The following is a 14,821-nucleotide window of genomic DNA, read 5'->3' as shown; positions in this document are numbered from 1 at the left end:
GGGTGTCCTGCGCGGCGGCGTCGAGGAGGATGCGGGCCAGGGCGGACGGGGCGGAGAACATCGGCCAGTGGCCCGTGTCCAGGGTGACCCACTGCCAGTCCGGGCCGGTGGCCAGGAGCTTCGCCACGTCGGGATGGGGTTCGGCGCCGTCCAGCAGGCATTTGACGTAGGTCGCGGGGAGCTCGGAGAGGGGGTGGGTCAGTACGGCCGGTTCGGTGAGCGTGGCGCCCGGGTGCGGGGTCGCGCCGGCGAGGAGCCGGGCGGTCTGCTCGTCCGTGAGGCCCTGGCCCTCGCAGTCGGCGGCCTGCAGGGGAGGCCAGAAACCGTCGTTCGCGGCGATCGAGGCCTCTACGGCGGAGCGGCCGTCGAGCCAGCCGGAGACGAAGGATCCGTGGGGAGTGGGGACGTTGGCGTCGACGAAGACCACCCGGTTCAGGCGGGCGCCGATCCGCTCTGCGGCCTGGCCGACCGGGATGCCGGAGTAGCTGTGGCCCACGAGGACCACATCGCGCAGACCGAGCTCGTCGATGGCGTCGACTATGTCCGTGACGTGCGTCTGCTGGCCGGCTGGGATGCCCTGCTTGTCCGCGAGGCCGGACAGGGTCAGGGCGTGGACCTCGTGGTCGCCGCCCGTGCTGCGCAGTGCGGTGCGGAGTTCGGCGGCCACCTCGTCCCATGCCGCTGCTCCCAGCCAGGCGCCTGCCACCAGTACGAATTCAGTCATGACCGTACGTTAATCGAAACATTGACCGAACTGGATGTCGGCCGTGAGGGGCAGGTGATCGCTGGACGTGGCGGGGAGCGTGCGGACGCCGGTGACGGTGCCCGAGCGGGCCAGGATCTGGTCGATCCGGGCCAGGGGGAAGGCCGCGGGCCAGGTGAAGGCGAAGCCGGTGGCTTTGGCGGTGGCCGGGGTGGGTGTTCCCTTTGCCGCCAGGGCGGTGCGGATGGGGGCCAGGCCGCGGTCGTCGGCGGTGCCGTTGAGGTCTCCGAGCAGGACGACGCGGTCGGCGGGTTCCGCGGCGAGGACGGAGCAGAGGAGGACGGCGCTCTCGTCGCGGCGGGCGGAGCCGAAGCCGGAGGCGCCGAGGCGAAGGGAGGGGAGGTGGACGACGTAGACGGCGACTGGCCCACCGGGGGTGGCGGCGGTGGCGCGCAGGGCGCGGTTCCAGTGCGGGTCTCCGGCGAGGGCCGACGGCTTGATGTCGACGGGGCGGACGTCGGTGAGCGGGTACGTCGACCAGAGGCCGACCGTGCCGTGGGTGGCGTGGTGGGGATAGTCGGCGCCGAGGGTCGCGGTGAAGGCCGTGATGGCGGTGGGGGTGAGTTCCTCGACGGCGATGAGGGTGGGGTGCGGGGCGGCGAGGGCCTTGGCGGTGTGGGAGGGGTTCTGGTTCTCGTCGCTGATGTTGTGCTGGACGGTGGTGAGGGTGGGAGGAGCAGTGTGAGGGGGGTGGGTTGAGTGGGCGGTGGGTGTGGGGGTGGCGGCGTGGGGGAGGAAGGCGCCGAACTGGACCAGCCAGGCGGCGGTGGGGAGCAGGAGGGCCAGGGCGGTGGCCGCGGAGCGGCGTCTTAGGGCCAGGGCGAGGAGGAGGGGGACGGCCAGGCCGAGCCAGGGGAGGAAGGTTTCCAGCAAGCTGCCGGGGTGGCCGGGGGTGTTGGGGACGAGGGAGGGGCGGGCGAGGAGCGCGGCGAGGAGTACGGAGAGGAGCGCCGGGAGGGCCGCGGTGCGGCTGGGTGCGGGCCAGGGGAGGAGTCGGGGGCGAGGGCGAGGGCGAGGGAGGAGGGGGTGGGGGTCGGCGGTGGGGGCCGGGGGTGGGCTGGGGGGCGGGCCCGCGGGTGCCTGGGTCATGGGGCCGTTCCTGCCTGTTCCGTTGGGAGTGCGGGGTGTGGCGTGTGGCTGGTACGACGACGTCGGGGGTGGGGGCCCGGTTCCCGTGGGGTGTGCGGGCGGGAGTCGGCTGGCCGGGTCCGTGTGGGGACGGGGTCGTGCGGGGCAGCTCTGTGGGGCCGTTCCCCCACCCCGCCCCTTCCCGAAACCGGGGCGCTGCCCCGGGCCCCGTTCGGGGCGCTGGCCCGGCGGTTTGGGGGCTCTGTGCTGGGTCTCGGTGGGGGGTGGGGTGAGCGGTTGTGTTGGGGTGGGGTGGTTGGGTGGGGGTTGGTTGTGTTGGACAGGGGAGTGTTGTGTTGTGAATGCCTCGGGATTGGCGTCGTCGGGCGGTAGGGCGGTCGTGGGGTTGGGGGCGCTTGTGCCGTTGACGCGGCCCGGGTGGGTCGACGCGGGGCGGCAGTTGCTCGCTGGGCTCGAGCTGGCCGTGCGCGAGGTCAATGACGCGGGAGGGATCGGTGGGCGGCCGCTGGAGCTCCTGGTCCGGGACACCGCGGCCGATCCGGAGCGGGCCGCGGCGGCCGTGGAGGAACTCGCCGGTCTGGGTGTGGCCGCCGTGGTGGGGGAGTACCACAGTGTCGTCGCCCGGGCGGCGGCCGCGCGGGCCGATGCGCTCGGCGTGCCGTTCCTCTGCTCCTCCGCGGTGCTCGACGCGCTCGTCGAGGAGCCGACCGAGTGGGTCGCGCGGCTGGCCCCGGCCCAGTCCCGTGGCTGGCGGGCGTACGCGGAGTTCCTGTTGGGGGCGGGGCACGGCCGGATCGCCGTGGCGACCCAGCCGAGCGTGTACTGGGCTTCCGGGACCGCCATCCTGCGGGAGTGCTTCGCCGCCCGCGGCGGTGATGTCATCGAGATCGATGTGCAGGGGGCCGGTGCCAGTGCCGAGGAGCTGTGCGACAGGCTCGTTGAGGAGGGGATCAGTGCGCTCCTGCTGCTGGTCGGGTATCCGGAGCCGGCGGCGGTGATCGTCAGGGCCGTACGGGGCGACCGGCGGCTCGGGGAGGTCCTGATCGGGGCTCCGGCCGGACAACCGGAGTTCGCCGGATGGGCCGGGGCGCTGGGAGCGGACGGCGCCGGGATCCCGTTCCTGCGCTATCTGCCCGAGCGGCTCGGGCCGCTCGGCGAGCGGGTGGGGAAGGAGCTCCGCGAGCAGCTCGGCGAGGAACCCTCGTTCGTGGCCTTCGAGGGCTGGGACAGCGTCACCGTCCTCGCCGAGGTGCTGCGTTCGTACGGTACGAACCGGGCGGCCGTCGCCGGGGCGTGGCCGCGGGTGGAGGTCGAGGGCACCCGTGGGCCGATCCGGTTCTCCCGGACACCGGGGATCGGCGTCTGGCAGTGGGCCTGGGCACCCGTGCGTGTGGTCGACCGGGATCCGGCGGACCGTACCGGTCGCTTTCGGATCCTCCACGGAGAGGGCGGGGACGCTCGCTGATCCGGGCGGCCGGCGGAGTTCTCAGGCGCGGGCCAGGTGGGCGCGGTACCAGGGGGCGGCCGCGGGGATCAGGGAGAGGGGAGTAGGGGTGGGGCGCAGGCCGGTCAGCCGCCAGATGGAGTCGGCGCGCTGGTGGTAGTCGCGGGCCAGCAGGGAGAACTGCCGCTCCGTCACCCGGCCCGGGCGCACGCGGAGCTGTTCCAGGCAGCGGTTCCACGACCACTCCTCCCGCACCTCCGGCAGGATCCCCTCGGCGGCCAGGGCCGACACGAGGCCGGCGCTGGTCACCGCGGCGGGGTGGCTCGCGTGGTGGATCCCGCCCGCGACGGGGCCCGGGGCCGTGGCCAGGGTGTCGATCAGGCGGGCCAGCTCGCCGACGTCGATCACGGACAGCAGCGCGCGGCCGCCGTCCCAGCTGGCCGGGACCCGGTCGATCAGCTCGGCCAGGGCCGGGACCACCCAGCGGTCACCCGCGCCCAGCACCAGGCCCGGCCGCAGGACGGTGCCGCCGGCGGCCAGCACCGGGGCCTCCGACGCCAGCCGGGTGCGGCTCGCGGCGGACACCGGATCCGGGGCCACCTCGTCGACCTCGATCCCGCGGTGCGGGAGGTTCCCGTAGACCGCGGCCGTGGACAGGTGGACGATCCGGCGCACCCCCGCCCGCACGGCCTCCGCGAGGAGGGCCGCGCCGCCCAGGACGTTGACCGTGTGGCAGCGCTCCTCGTCCCGCCCGATGTAGGAGGCCAGGTTCACCAGCGCGGCCGCGCCCTCGCAGACCCCGCGCAGGGAGCCGGGATCGCCGAGGTCCGCACGGACCCACTCCACGCCTTCGCGCTCCGCACCGGGGGTGCGGGCGAGGGCCCGCACCAGGACGCCGGGACGGCGGGCCAGGGCGTCCAGTGCGGCCGAGCCGATGAAACCGGTGGCTCCCGTCAGGACGATCACCCGGGGTCTTTCCGATATCTGCATGGGGCGATTTTATCGGCGCGGGCCCGGTCCGGACGGGGGCTCCGACGGGCCCGTACAGCTCTTCTTCTCTTCTTCGCCCCGGGGTTCCGTCGTGTTCCGCCGCGTTCCGCCGCGTCCCGGTTGCGCGGGCCGACGTCGTCGGGCCGAGCGGTCAGCGGGCGGTCCAGCCGCCGTCCACCGGGACGGTCGCGCCGACGACGAAGGACGCCTGGTCGCTCAGCAGCCATGCGGCCGCGTGCGCGATCTCGCGCGGGTCCGCCGTACGCGGCAGCGGGGCCCTGGTGTGCAGCTGCTCCTCGATGCCGGGGTTCAGGTCGAACCACTGGGCCATCATCTCGCTGCGCGTGGTGCCGGGAGCGATGGCGTTGACCCGGACGCCCTGGGCGGCGTACTCGGCGGCGGCCTTCGTCAGGCCGATGACGGCGTGCTTCGCCGCGATGTACGCGGCGGCCGCCGGAGTGCCGACCAGGCCCGCGACGCTGCTGTTGTTCACGATCGCCCCGCCACCCGGCAGCATCGCGGCGATCTCGTACTTCATGCAGTTCCACGTGCCACGGACATTGGTGGCCATGACGGCCTCGAAGTCCGCGTCCTCGGTGAGGTGCAGCGGTGCGGGCACGGTGCCCAGCCCCGCGTTGTTGAAGGCGGCGTCCAGGCCCCCGAAGAGCTCCACCGCCCTGTCCACCGCAGCCTCGACCTCTTCGGCGCGGGCCACGTCGGCGACCGCGTAGGCGGCGGTGAAACCCCGGTCCGTCAGCTCGCGGGTGAGCGCGGCCAGTTCCTCCTCGCGCCGGGCGGTGAGGAGCACCGAGGCGCCGTTCTCGCAGAACACCCGGGCGGCGGCCGCCCCGATGCCGCTGCTGGCGCCGGTGATCAGGGCGCGCCTGCCCACGAGGAGGCCGGTCTTTTGCGTCATGGCGAGTCTTCCGTCTTCCATCTGAATGTCTTTCGTCCGCCGCAGTCCGGCGGGTTCTTCGGGGAAGGGCCGCCCCGGCACTATTGGCTGGAAATAGACCCGCTGCGGGCGCTGGACGGGCCCAGCATCACGGGAACCGTGCGGTGGCCGTTCGAAACGAACGAGAACTTCGGCCGGAGTTCATCGGCCGGCACGGCCAGGGCGATGTCGGGGAACCGCTCGAAGAGCGCCGACAGCGCGATGGCGACCTCCATGCGGGCCAGGTTCACGCCGAGGCAGTGGTGGGCCCCGTACCCGAACGACACGTGATCGGCGCGGGTGTCGCGGGTGATGTCGAAGAGGTCCGCCCCGGCTCCGTGGTGGAGGGGGTCGCGGCCCGCGCCGGCGAAGCAGATGACGATCGCGTCGCCCTGCGGGATCCGCACGTCGTCGTCGATCTCGATCGTCTCGACGGCGTAGCGCAGGATGCTGTGCGCGCCGGGCGGGTCCACGCGCAGGGACTCGTCGATGACGTCCTCCCACGAGGCCTTGCCGTCCCGTACGAGCGCGAGCTGGCCGGGGTGCGTGAGGAGGGAGACGACCGCGTTGTCTATGAGGTTCACCGTCGTCTCGTAGCCGGCGGTGAAGAGGAGGATGAGATTGTCGAGGAGTTCCTTCTCGCTCATATCCGCGGCGCCCGAGTCGCGCGCGGCGACGAGGCCCGATGTCAGGTCGTCGGCAGGAAATTTCCTCTTGTGCGCCACGACTTCGTTCAGGATCTCGTACATGGCTATGCCATTCGCCATCGCGTCCTCGGGGGTGATCGAGGTGGCGAAGAAGCTGTCGATGATCTTCTGCAGCGGATCGCGTGCGGAATGCGGAATTCCGAAGAGCTCGCAGACCACGGCGTGCGGCAGTACGTGGGCGAATTCCTTGCGGAGGTCCAGGGGTTGTCCCGCCGGGGCCTGCTCCAGGCGGTCCAGCAGACCGGCGGCGATCTCCTCGACCCGGGGCCGCAGGGCGGCCACCCGGCGCATGGTGAACTCCCCCGCCACCGGCTTGCGCAGGCGCGTGTGCTCGTCGCCGTAGGCGGTGACCATGTTCTGCACCGAGACCCAGATGGCCAGCGGCCACTCCTGGTCGACTTCTCCGTCGATCCACGCCGGCCAGTGCCGGTAGGCGTCCTTCGACACCCGGGGATCGGTGAGCAGGCGCTTCACGAGTGCGTAGTCCGTGATGGACCACGCCTCCACTCCACCGGGGAGCACGATCCGCGCGGCCCGACCAAGGGAGCGTATCTCCTTGATTTCTCCGTGAATGTCCTGACCGAGCGGATCGATGACGAACGGGCACTGCCTGCTCACAGGAGTATCCCTCCTACAACTGCTTGGTGACGGTGAGTCGGATGACGTCACAGGCTGGCACGTCGAAGGCCTTCCCGCCACTTCATGCAGGGCTGTCTCGGCCAGCGGATCGCAGGGGGCCGCCGCCCATTTCGCTGGAAAGGGAGGAGATCAGGCGGAAACGGGAATTGCTTCCAGGTGGGCGTGGAAGACCCGCTGGCCGCTCTGATGGCCGGTCACGTTCAGGGAGAGGATGTTGTCCCGGCTCCGCGTCACCGGCTGCGCCTGGACCAGACAGGGGGAGTGGAACTCCACGTACCGGTCGAAGGTCAGGCGCAGCGAGGTGGGGTACAGCCGGGTGGCGCCCGCGACGGCGTAGGCGGCCTGGTGGGTGGCCTCGAGGAGGACCATGCCGGGTACGTGGTCGTTCTTGTGCGCGAACAGCGTCGTGTTCGTGGTGTGCGGGCGCAGCGTCCAGCAGCGGGGATCCATGGTGGGGGCCAGCAGGACGTGGCTCGGATCGGTCCGCAGGACGAGGGAGGGCTGCACCGGGTCCGGCACGGGCAGGAGCGGCCGGGCGTCCGCGTACTCACCGCGCATCCGGCGGTAGGCGCCGGGAGAGGTGCAGGTCAGGCTGCCGCCGCCGGTCGCGATGACCCGGCCGCCCTGGACCACGTCCATGTGGCACACCATGCCGGAGAAGCGGGTGCCGCGGCGGTTGATGTTCGTGCAGGTGACGTCGATGTGGACGGGGGCGCCGCTGTCCGCCGCGAGGAGTTCGGGATCGATCCGGTAGCGGATGTCGGACATCAGGAACTGGTGGCCGAGGGGGACCCCGTATTCGGCGTGCGAGAGCAGGATGCCCGTCTGGCGGATGGCCTCCGCGATGACGGCGGGGGAACGGAAACCGTGGAGGGCGGTATGGAACGGGTGGTTTTCAGGCCAACGGACGGTCACGTTGAATCGGTCGGGAGCGGTCCTTTCCCAGGTCGACAGAAAGACCTCGGAAGTGTCGGGACGGTGCACAAGCCAGTTGGGTACGGCCGGAGGCCTTGCATCTGAGACCCCGACCGATGGTCTTTGGGCGTTTTCGCTCACATACGACGTGATTAACATGAATTCCCCTCCGCACTTCGAGGCAGATTCGAGCCACTCGTGGTAGGTCTCGGTTCGCCGCAAGATACGTGCTGCCTGGTATAATTTGCAACGGCTGTTTTCGGTGACATGCTCATACCTCCGAGGAGGTGCATCATTGGCCGCCAGCAGCGTGGAAGGAGCGAGGGTGTCTCAGAGGGAGACTTCTCGGCGCACCCGGCAACTCATCGTCGAGGCAGCCGGCGCCGTGTTTGCGGAGAAGGGCTTCAACGGGGCCACGATCGCGGACGTGTACCAGCGGCTCGGGCTGACCAAGGGTGCCTTCTACTACTACTTCAAGGGCAAGGAAGAGCTGGCCCAGGCCGTTCTGGCCAGCCAGATCGACACGGTCGGCTTCCCGCTCGTACCGCGGAGCACCCGCCTCCAGGAGCTGATCGACAAGGGCATGCTCTTCGCCGTTCAGATCCGCAGTGACCCGATCGTCCAGGGCAGCCTGAGGCTCTCCCTGGAGCGCGGAAGTCACCACGAGCACCGCCTGCGGCCCTACCAGGACTGGATCGACCACAACCGGTTCGCCCTGGGGCAGGCCCGGGAGTGCGGCGAACTCCACGCGCACGTGGACCTGGACGCGGTCGCCAACCTGTTCGTCGGCGCCTTCACCGGAGTGCAGGTGCTCTCGGAAGTGATGGCCGACTGGGAGGACCTGGAAGTACGGGTATCCGTGCTGCTCAGGCACATCATGCCGATCATCGCCCTGCCGACGGTGCTGGCCGAACTCGACATGGCCCCCGGCCGCGCCGAGCGGGTCGCCGCCGACCTGGAGAAGCACCTGCGGGCGCGGGCCGAGGCCGAACTCGTCGCATCGGCCGAGCTCCAGGCCTAGTACCCCCTGCGGCCGGTACGTCCGCGGACCGGCCTGTTTTCACCGTTTCCCTCCGCCGGGCGTCCTCGACGCCCGGCGGAGGGTTTTCCGTAGCCGGATCCGGTGCACCGGGCGGCGACATCAGATCTTCCGATGACGGTTGCCTACCTTCATGCAGGTTTGTTTCCATGGGCGCGGCCCCGAGCCACATACGAGGCTCTTGACCGACCACGGAGAACCCACATGATCAAGCTCGATGACATCCGCCGGCACGCGGCGGGCGGCGTGACGCGGGATGCCTTGGTCGACGGCCAGGTGCGGCTGACCTGGGGCCAATACGCCGAGACCGTGGAGCGGACGGCGGCCGGACTCACCGAGCACCTGCCCCAAGAGGGCGCGGTCCGGGCGGTCTTCCTCGCCGGGAACAGCTGGCAGCTCACCGTCGCGATGAGCGCCTGCGCCACCCTCGGCGTCTCCTGCACCGGACTCGACCCGCAGAGCGGTACGGACGATCTCGGTCAGGTGCTCTCCTGGCTGGAGCCGTCCGTGGTCTTCGTGACCTCGGAGCACCGCGCCACCCTCGACCAGCTCGTATGGCCCAGCGGACCGCAGGCCGTGCACGTCCTCCTGGACGGGATCACGGCCCCCGGCGCCCCGGCCGCCCCCGGCAAGCACCAGGCGCTCAACTTCGACCTGCTGACCTCGGCCGAACCCCTGCGCACCCTGCCGGCGCCCCGGCCGTACGAGTCCTTCGCGGTCAGTGCGCGCAGTGAGGGGCCCTCCCGGATCGCCGTGCGCCGCACCCCCTCCGAGGGCCGCCACCTGGTGGACCTCGTCGACGAGTTCGGGCTCAACCGGGACGACGTCCACCTGGCCTCCGCCCCGCCGACCGAGCCCACGGCACTCGCGCTGGCCCGCACCATGCTCGGCATCGGCGCCACCGTCGTCCTCGCGGACGGAGCCGGCCCCGAGACCCTGGCCTCCCTGCTCGTCGCCGAGCGCGTCAGCACCGGTGTGATCACCCCCTCCACCCTGCACCGGGTGCTCGGACTGCCGGAGGGCTCCGAGCCCTCGCCGCGCACCCGCCACCTGCGGTTCCTCCTCACCCCCGGCGCCCACCTGGGCCGATGGACCGTCAACACGGCCTGGGAGCGGCTCGGCCCGGTGCTGCACACCGCGCTCGGCAGCGCCGAGACCGGGCTGACTGCCGTCATGGGCCCCGAGGAACTGCTGGTCTCGCCGCCGCGCTCGGGTCACACCACGCTCGGCACCACCGTCGCCGTCCTCGGCGAGGACGGGCAGCCGGTGGGGCAGGGCGAGAGCGGCCGCCTCGCCTTCGCGGGCCACCAGGTCATGGACGGTTACCTGGACGGTGAGACCCAGGTCGTCGAGCTGGACCTCGGCTGGGGCGCGGAGCGCTTCCTCGTCACCGACGAGTCCGGGCACGTGGACGAGACCGGCCGGCTGCTGGTCACGGGGCGGGTCACCGACGTGCCCGTGGTGGTCCGCGATTCCGCGGTCGACACCGAGCTGTTCCGGCTGGAGTCGGACCTGCTCAACCTGCCCTGCCTGCGCGACACCGCCGTCATGCGGGTCAGCAGCCCGGTGCTGGGCGACGCGATCGTGGTCCCCTTCATCGCCGTGGCGGTCGGCCGCGAGGCCACCGGCTACCAGGCGCTCAGCGCGGCCTGCGCGCGCCGGGTGCCCTCGCTGCCCGCGCACGTCATCGCCGTCGACACCATCCCGTACAGCCCGACGGGCCGCATCCGCACCGGGGACCTCCTCGACGCGGTCCTGCCCATCATCACTCTGAACCTGCAGCTTGAGCAGTCGATGCAACAGGAGATGTCCGCGTGAACCTGCCCTCCTTCGACGACCAGCCGTACGACGAGGTACTGGTGGAGGACTTCGAGACGGCCTTCTTCGCGCTCGAGCTCGAACTCCTCGACCTGCCCTGCGTCCAGGACATCGCGGTGATGCGCACCCGGCTGCCCGAGGTGGGCGAGACGCTGGTGGTGGCCTTCGTACCGCTCGTCGAGGAGGACCAGGAGGCCGGCGGACGCCAGGCCGCGCTGGCCGCCTGCGAGCGGCGCATGCCGTGGGTGCTCTCGCACGCGGTGGCCGTGGACGCGATCCCCCGCGCCGCCGACGGATCCGCGCGCACGGGGGTCCTGATCGACCGTCTGCTCCCGCAGATCGCCAGGGACCTCCTCTCGCCGATGGAGATGTCCGACTAGTCCACTCCGCCCAACCCGCTGTCAACCACGAAGCAGCGGCTGACCTGTGGCCATGCCCTCCCTGCGGGCATGGCCACAGGTATGTCCGCAGTCGTGTGGGAGGTAAAACGCGCATCCCCGTACTGCAGTTATACCTGCACCGTGGTATGTTTCCAGTCTCCGAGGCTCTGAGCCTCGCAGAAGGGAGCCCCTGCCGTGCAGTTCCAGCAGTTACGCTCGTTCCGTGAAGTGGCCGCCGAGATGAGCTTCACTCGCGCCGCCCGCAACCTCCACTACTCGCAGCCCAGCGTCACCGCCCACATCAAGAACCTCGAGGACTACATCGGGGCCGAGCTGTTCCATCGCGCCGGCGGCCGGGTCCAGCTCACCGAGGCGGGCATGAGGCTGCTGCCGCACGTAGAGAAGATCATTCTGATAGCCGAGGCCGCCTGCAGAGACGCGGCGTCCGCCGGTCAAACCCGTCCCGCCGCCTGACCAGCCGCCGGACATCTTTGTTCAGTTCTTTTTCATTCGGCCCGGCCGTCGTATCCGAATTACTTGGATCAACGCCGGGCCGAAGGTATTTCCGGGCATTCGGAATTCATGGTTCCGCAATATTGAGAAGCGCGGATCGACCCTTCTCTGCGAAGTCAACAAGGTTTCTCCATGCGGTTGTTGACGTACCGCCTCGAAGGTGTTGGCGCCAGGGTTGGCGTAGATGGGCAATTGTCCGTGCGCAGCCCAGCAAGAGCAGATCGGCGGCCGAGCCTACGCTCGGGGCAATCGAACTGTGCGCCCGGCAGCGGTCGCGTGTATTACCCCTGGAGAGGACACCAAAATGGGTCAGGTCCCGATAGTGGATCAGTCGGCCGGCGAGGCTCCGAACGACCTCATGACGGGCGACTCCTACCTGGAGAGCCTGCGTGACGGTCGCCAGGTCTTCGTGGACGGCGAGCTCGTCAAGGACGTGACGACGCACCCGGCCTTCGCCATGGCCGCGCGGTCGACCGCGCACCTCTACGACGCGCTCCACCACCCGGACACCAAGGACCTGATGACGACGGTCGACCGGTACACGGGGTACCGCGTCCACCGCTTCTTCACACCGGCGCACTCGGGCGAGGACCTCATCAAGGCCCGTGACGCCATCGAGCACTGGGCCCGCCTGAGCTACGGCTTCATGAACCGCACGCCCGACTACAAGGCGTCGTTCATGGCCGGCCTGGCCGTCACCCACGACTTCTACGAGCCCTTCGGCGACAACGCCCGCGCCTGGTACGAGAAGTACGCCCGCCAGGGCCTCTCGATCAGCCACGCGATCGTCAACCCGCCGGTCGACCGCAACAAGTCGGCGCACGAGATCCGCGACGTCTACCTCAAGGTCGTCGAGGAGCGCGAGGACGGCATCGTCGTCGAGGGCGCCAAGCTCATGGCCACCGCCTCGGCACTGAGCAACGTCGCCTTCGTCGGCCAGATCCACCTGGCCAACCTCGAAAAGGGCAAGGCCGAGGACATGGCGCTGGCCTTCCTGGCCCCGCTGAACACCCCCGGCATGAAGGTCGTCTGCCGCACGTCCTACGAGGGCCAGGCCCGCAGCCCGTTCGACAACCCGCTCTCCAGCCGGTTCGACGAGAACGACGCCGTGCTGGTCTTCGACAAGGCGTTCATCCCGTGGGAGAACGTTCTGATCTACCGGGACACCGAGAAGATCCACCAGTACTTCCCGCGCTCCGGCCTGCTCTCCCGCGGCTTCTTCCAGGGCGCGATCCGCATGGCGGTCAAGCTCGAGTTCATGGCGGGCGTCCTCGACAAGGGCACCCGCATCAACGGCACGGACCAGTTCCGCGGCGTGCAGGCCGGCCTCGGCGAACTGCTGGCCTGGCGCCACCAGACCTGGGCCGTCACCACCGCCATGGCCCTGGACCCGGAGGCCGGCCCGGCCGGCACCGTCCTGCCGCGCATGGACTACTCGGCCGGCTACCGGGCGCTCGCCCCGCTCAGCTGGGAGCGCACGCACCGCTTCTTCGAGGAGCACCTCGCGGGCGCGCTGCTGATGACCCCGTCCAGCGCCAAGGACCTGCAGAACCCCGAGCTGCGCCCGCTGCTCGACCGCTACTACCGCGGCACCGGCGCCACGGCCGAGGAGCGCACCAAGCTCTTCAAGCTGGCCTGGGACGCGATCGGCACCGAGTTCGGCGCCCGCCACGAGCTGTACGAGCTCAACTACGCCGGCGGTCCCGACCAGGTGCGCCTCGACACCCTGAACTGGTCGCGCGGCGCCGGTCTGCTCGACAACTACGGCGACCTCGTCCAGAGGGCCATGGACGACTACGACCTCGACGGCTGGACCCGCGGCCGCTGGGCCCAGGACAACTGACCGTCAAGCCCGCGTACGGACGGGTGCCTGCGGCCGACGCGCCGCGCGCACCCGTCCGCGCCCAGCAGAGAGGCCCGGCCATGAACCACGACCTGCGCGATGTGATGCGTTCCTTCGCCACCGGGGTGTGCGTCGTCAGCACCTACACCGACCAGGACGGCGTCCGCACCCACAACGCGATCACCGTCAACTCGCTCACCTCCGTCTCCCTGGAACCGCCGCTGGTGTCCCTGAGCTTCCGTCACGACTCGGAGTTCTTCGCCGAGCTGCTGCGGACCGGCGTCGTCGGGATCTCGATCCTCGGCGCCGAGGGCGAGTCCACCGCCCGCGCGTTCGCGCGCCGGCGGCCCGAGCGCGACCAGGCGCTGACCGAGGTGCCCGGAGCTCCGGGCGAGGCCACCGGGACGCTCCTGTTCGAGGCGGCTGCCTGGATGGAGTGCAGCCTGCGCGACCACGTGGTGGCGGGCGACCACGTCATGGTCATCGGCGAAGTCGTCGCCATGGGTGCCCGCGAGACCCAGACCCCCCTGATCTTCCTTCAGGGCGGATTCCACAGATTCGAACTGGAACAGGTGTGACGTGCGCGCGAAGAAGCTGTTGAGCTGGCGGGTGTTCCTCGGGGCGGCCCTGGCGATATCGGCCCTGACCCTGCTGCTCCTGCCCGGCAACCCGGCCCAGGCGACGGATTCCACCGCGGAGGCCGCGGCGCGCGCGTCGGGCACGGTGACCGTCTGCCTGGTGACGCGGGACGCCCCGACCCGCGAGCGCACCGTCAAGGTCGCGCAGTGGGCCTCGCAGGTCCTGCTCCGGGAGACGCTCTCCTACGCGGGGCCCTGTGCCTCGTACGGCGCCCCGAGCCCGCTCGGCAACGGCACCGTGCGCACGTACGCGCAGATCAACGGCAGCACCCCGCAGACCGTCGGCTTCGTCTTCCCCAAGAACACGCTGACCGGACTGCCGACCACCATGACCGACGGCAACCACTGCTACGACATGGACGGCAACGGCACGGTCAACGAGCACACCGAGTGCGTCGGCGGCCACGAGCGCCCGCTGGAGCTGCCCTCGCAGCTGACCGCGCTGTCCGGGATGCCGCTCAAGTGGGCCCTGCTGAACTACAACCCGATGGGCCACGGGCCGGAGCACATCTACAACGTCCCGCACTTCGACATGCACTTCTACACGCAGTCCAAGGCGGAGCGCGACGCGATCCGCAGCGGTCCGTGCGGCCTGGCCATCAACTGCGACGACTTCCAGACGGCCGTCAAGCCGATCCCCCCGCAGTACCTGCCGGCGGACTACGTGAACAACAACGTGGCCGAGGCGGCCATGGGCAACCACCTGGTCGACCTGAACTCGCCCGAGTGGCACGACACCGCCTTCACCCAGACCTTCATCTACGGGTCCTACGACGCCAAGATCAGCTTCCTCGAGCCGATGATCACGAAGGCCTGGTTCGAGGGCATCGCCAACGGGGTCAACCCGAGCCGCTGCTGGCCCATCAAGCAGCCGCAGCAGTGGCAGATCGCCGGCTGGTACCCGCAGGAGTACTGCATCGACTACCGCGCCAACCGCGGGGACTTCACCGTCTCGATGAAGAACTTCAAGAACTCCGCCGGCTGAGTCGTACAGACCCGAGTCGCACAGACCCGAAACCACCGGCCGACCGGCCCGCCCCCGCCGCACCGGGGGCGGCCGGCGGCTCCCACCGAATCCCCGGAGTAGGCGAGGAAAGGGCCACCGTGAT

13 protein-coding genes and 1 pseudogene are annotated in these 14,821 nt (G+C 70.5%); 8 read left to right on the top strand and 6 right to left on the bottom strand.

Annotated elements, in window-relative coordinates:
• Nucleotides 1–13 precede the first annotated feature (13 nt).
• Both OG898_RS36040 and OG898_RS36035 read right to left on the bottom strand, forming a co-directional pair.
• Nucleotides 14–724: pseudogene (locus OG898_RS36040) on the bottom strand (alpha/beta fold hydrolase); the annotation flags it as partial.
• Between the two features lie 9 nt (nt 725–733).
• Complete coding sequence (locus tag OG898_RS36035) at nt 734–1,852, bottom strand: endonuclease/exonuclease/phosphatase family protein (protein ID WP_266962994.1); 1,119 nt, start codon at nt 1,850–1,852, stop codon at nt 734–736.
• A gap of 385 nt (nt 1,853–2,237) precedes the next feature.
• On the opposite strand from OG898_RS36035, the gene OG898_RS36030 reads away from it, so the two are divergent.
• A complete protein-coding gene (locus OG898_RS36030; RefSeq protein WP_266962992.1) occupies nt 2,238–3,317 on the top strand; it encodes an ABC transporter substrate-binding protein in 1,080 nt (359 codons plus the stop codon).
• A gap of 21 nt (nt 3,318–3,338) precedes the next feature.
• On the opposite strand, the gene OG898_RS36025 is transcribed toward OG898_RS36030, so the two are convergent.
• From OG898_RS36025 to OG898_RS36010, 4 genes are all read right to left on the bottom strand, one after another.
• The gene (locus tag OG898_RS36025; protein WP_250744331.1) at nt 3,339–4,286 is read right to left on the bottom strand and encodes an NAD(P)-dependent oxidoreductase; all 948 of its coding nucleotides are present in this window, start codon (nt 4,284–4,286) and stop codon (nt 3,339–3,341) included.
• Nucleotides 4,287–4,437: 151 nt separating this feature from the next.
• Entirely contained in the window at nt 4,438–5,202 is a 765-nt protein-coding gene (locus OG898_RS36020) for an SDR family NAD(P)-dependent oxidoreductase (RefSeq protein WP_250744330.1), read from the bottom strand.
• Between the two features lie 80 nt (nt 5,203–5,282).
• Nucleotides 5,283–6,545, bottom strand: a complete 1,263-nt coding sequence (locus OG898_RS36015; RefSeq protein WP_266962989.1) for a cytochrome P450 — start codon at nt 6,543–6,545, stop codon at nt 5,283–5,285.
• A gap of 150 nt (nt 6,546–6,695) precedes the next feature.
• On the bottom strand, nt 6,696–7,640 hold the full coding sequence (locus OG898_RS36010; protein ID WP_250744328.1) for a ScbA/BarX family gamma-butyrolactone biosynthesis protein: 945 nt from the start codon (nt 7,638–7,640) through the stop codon (nt 6,696–6,698).
• A 166-nt stretch (nt 7,641–7,806) separates the two neighbouring features.
• Here OG898_RS36010 and OG898_RS36005 point away from each other — a divergent pair, with 166 nt between their 5' ends.
• The 7 genes from OG898_RS36005 (at nt 7,807) to OG898_RS35975 (ending at nt 14,697) form a co-directional block, all read left to right on the top strand.
• Complete coding sequence (locus OG898_RS36005) at nt 7,807–8,502, top strand: ScbR family autoregulator-binding transcription factor (RefSeq protein ID WP_250744327.1); 696 nt, start codon at nt 7,807–7,809, stop codon at nt 8,500–8,502.
• A gap of 222 nt (nt 8,503–8,724) precedes the next feature.
• Nucleotides 8,725–10,338 carry a class I adenylate-forming enzyme family protein gene (locus tag OG898_RS36000; protein ID WP_266962986.1) on the top strand — a complete coding sequence of 538 codons (1,614 nt, stop codon included), beginning with the start codon at nt 8,725–8,727 and terminating at the stop codon, nt 10,336–10,338.
• Nucleotides 10,335–10,718 (top strand): hypothetical protein, encoded by a 384-nt coding sequence (locus OG898_RS35995; protein ID WP_250744325.1) that lies wholly within the window; start codon nt 10,335–10,337, stop codon nt 10,716–10,718. The genes OG898_RS36000 and OG898_RS35995 overlap by 4 nt, the downstream gene beginning before the upstream one ends.
• A 195-nt stretch (nt 10,719–10,913) precedes the next feature.
• Complete coding sequence (locus OG898_RS35990; RefSeq protein WP_250744324.1) at nt 10,914–11,192, top strand: LysR family transcriptional regulator; 279 nt, start codon at nt 10,914–10,916, stop codon at nt 11,190–11,192.
• 343 nt (nt 11,193–11,535) lie between these two features.
• Nucleotides 11,536–13,074, top strand: a complete 1,539-nt coding sequence (locus OG898_RS35985) for a 4-hydroxyphenylacetate 3-hydroxylase family protein (protein ID WP_266962983.1) — start codon at nt 11,536–11,538, stop codon at nt 13,072–13,074.
• Nucleotides 13,075–13,154: 80 nt separating this feature from the next.
• Nucleotides 13,155–13,652 (top strand): flavin reductase family protein, encoded by a 498-nt coding sequence (locus OG898_RS35980; RefSeq protein WP_250744322.1) that lies wholly within the window; start codon nt 13,155–13,157, stop codon nt 13,650–13,652.
• Between the two features lies 1 nt (nt 13,653).
• Nucleotides 13,654–14,697, top strand: a complete 1,044-nt coding sequence (locus OG898_RS35975; RefSeq protein ID WP_266962981.1) for a hypothetical protein — start codon at nt 13,654–13,656, stop codon at nt 14,695–14,697.
• Nucleotides 14,698–14,821 lie beyond the last annotated feature (124 nt).

It is taken from the genome of Streptomyces sp. NBC_00193 (assembly GCF_026342735.1).
GTDB lineage: Bacteria > Actinomycetota > Actinomycetes > Streptomycetales > Streptomycetaceae > Streptomyces > Streptomyces stoeckheimensis.
This window is presented reverse-complemented; position numbering and strand designations above follow the sequence as displayed.

Coding starts and splice junctions, on each gene's coding strand:
- OG898_RS36020 (WP_250744330.1), bottom strand. CDS start 5,202: ATGACGCAAAAGACCGGCCTCCTCGTGGGCAGGCGCGCCCTGATCACC.
- OG898_RS36010 (WP_250744328.1), bottom strand. CDS start 7,640: ATGTTAATCACGTCGTATGTGAGCGAAAACGCCCAAAGACCATCGGTC.
- OG898_RS35985 (WP_266962983.1), top strand. CDS start 11,536: ATGGGTCAGGTCCCGATAGTGGATCAGTCGGCCGGCGAGGCTCCGAAC.
- OG898_RS36025 (WP_250744331.1), bottom strand. CDS start 4,286: ATGCAGATATCGGAAAGACCCCGGGTGATCGTCCTGACGGGAGCCACC.
- OG898_RS36035 (WP_266962994.1), bottom strand. CDS start 1,852: ATGACCCAGGCACCCGCGGGCCCGCCCCCCAGCCCACCCCCGGCCCCC.
- OG898_RS35980 (WP_250744322.1), top strand. CDS start 13,155: ATGAACCACGACCTGCGCGATGTGATGCGTTCCTTCGCCACCGGGGTG.
- OG898_RS36000 (WP_266962986.1), top strand. CDS start 8,725: ATGATCAAGCTCGATGACATCCGCCGGCACGCGGCGGGCGGCGTGACG.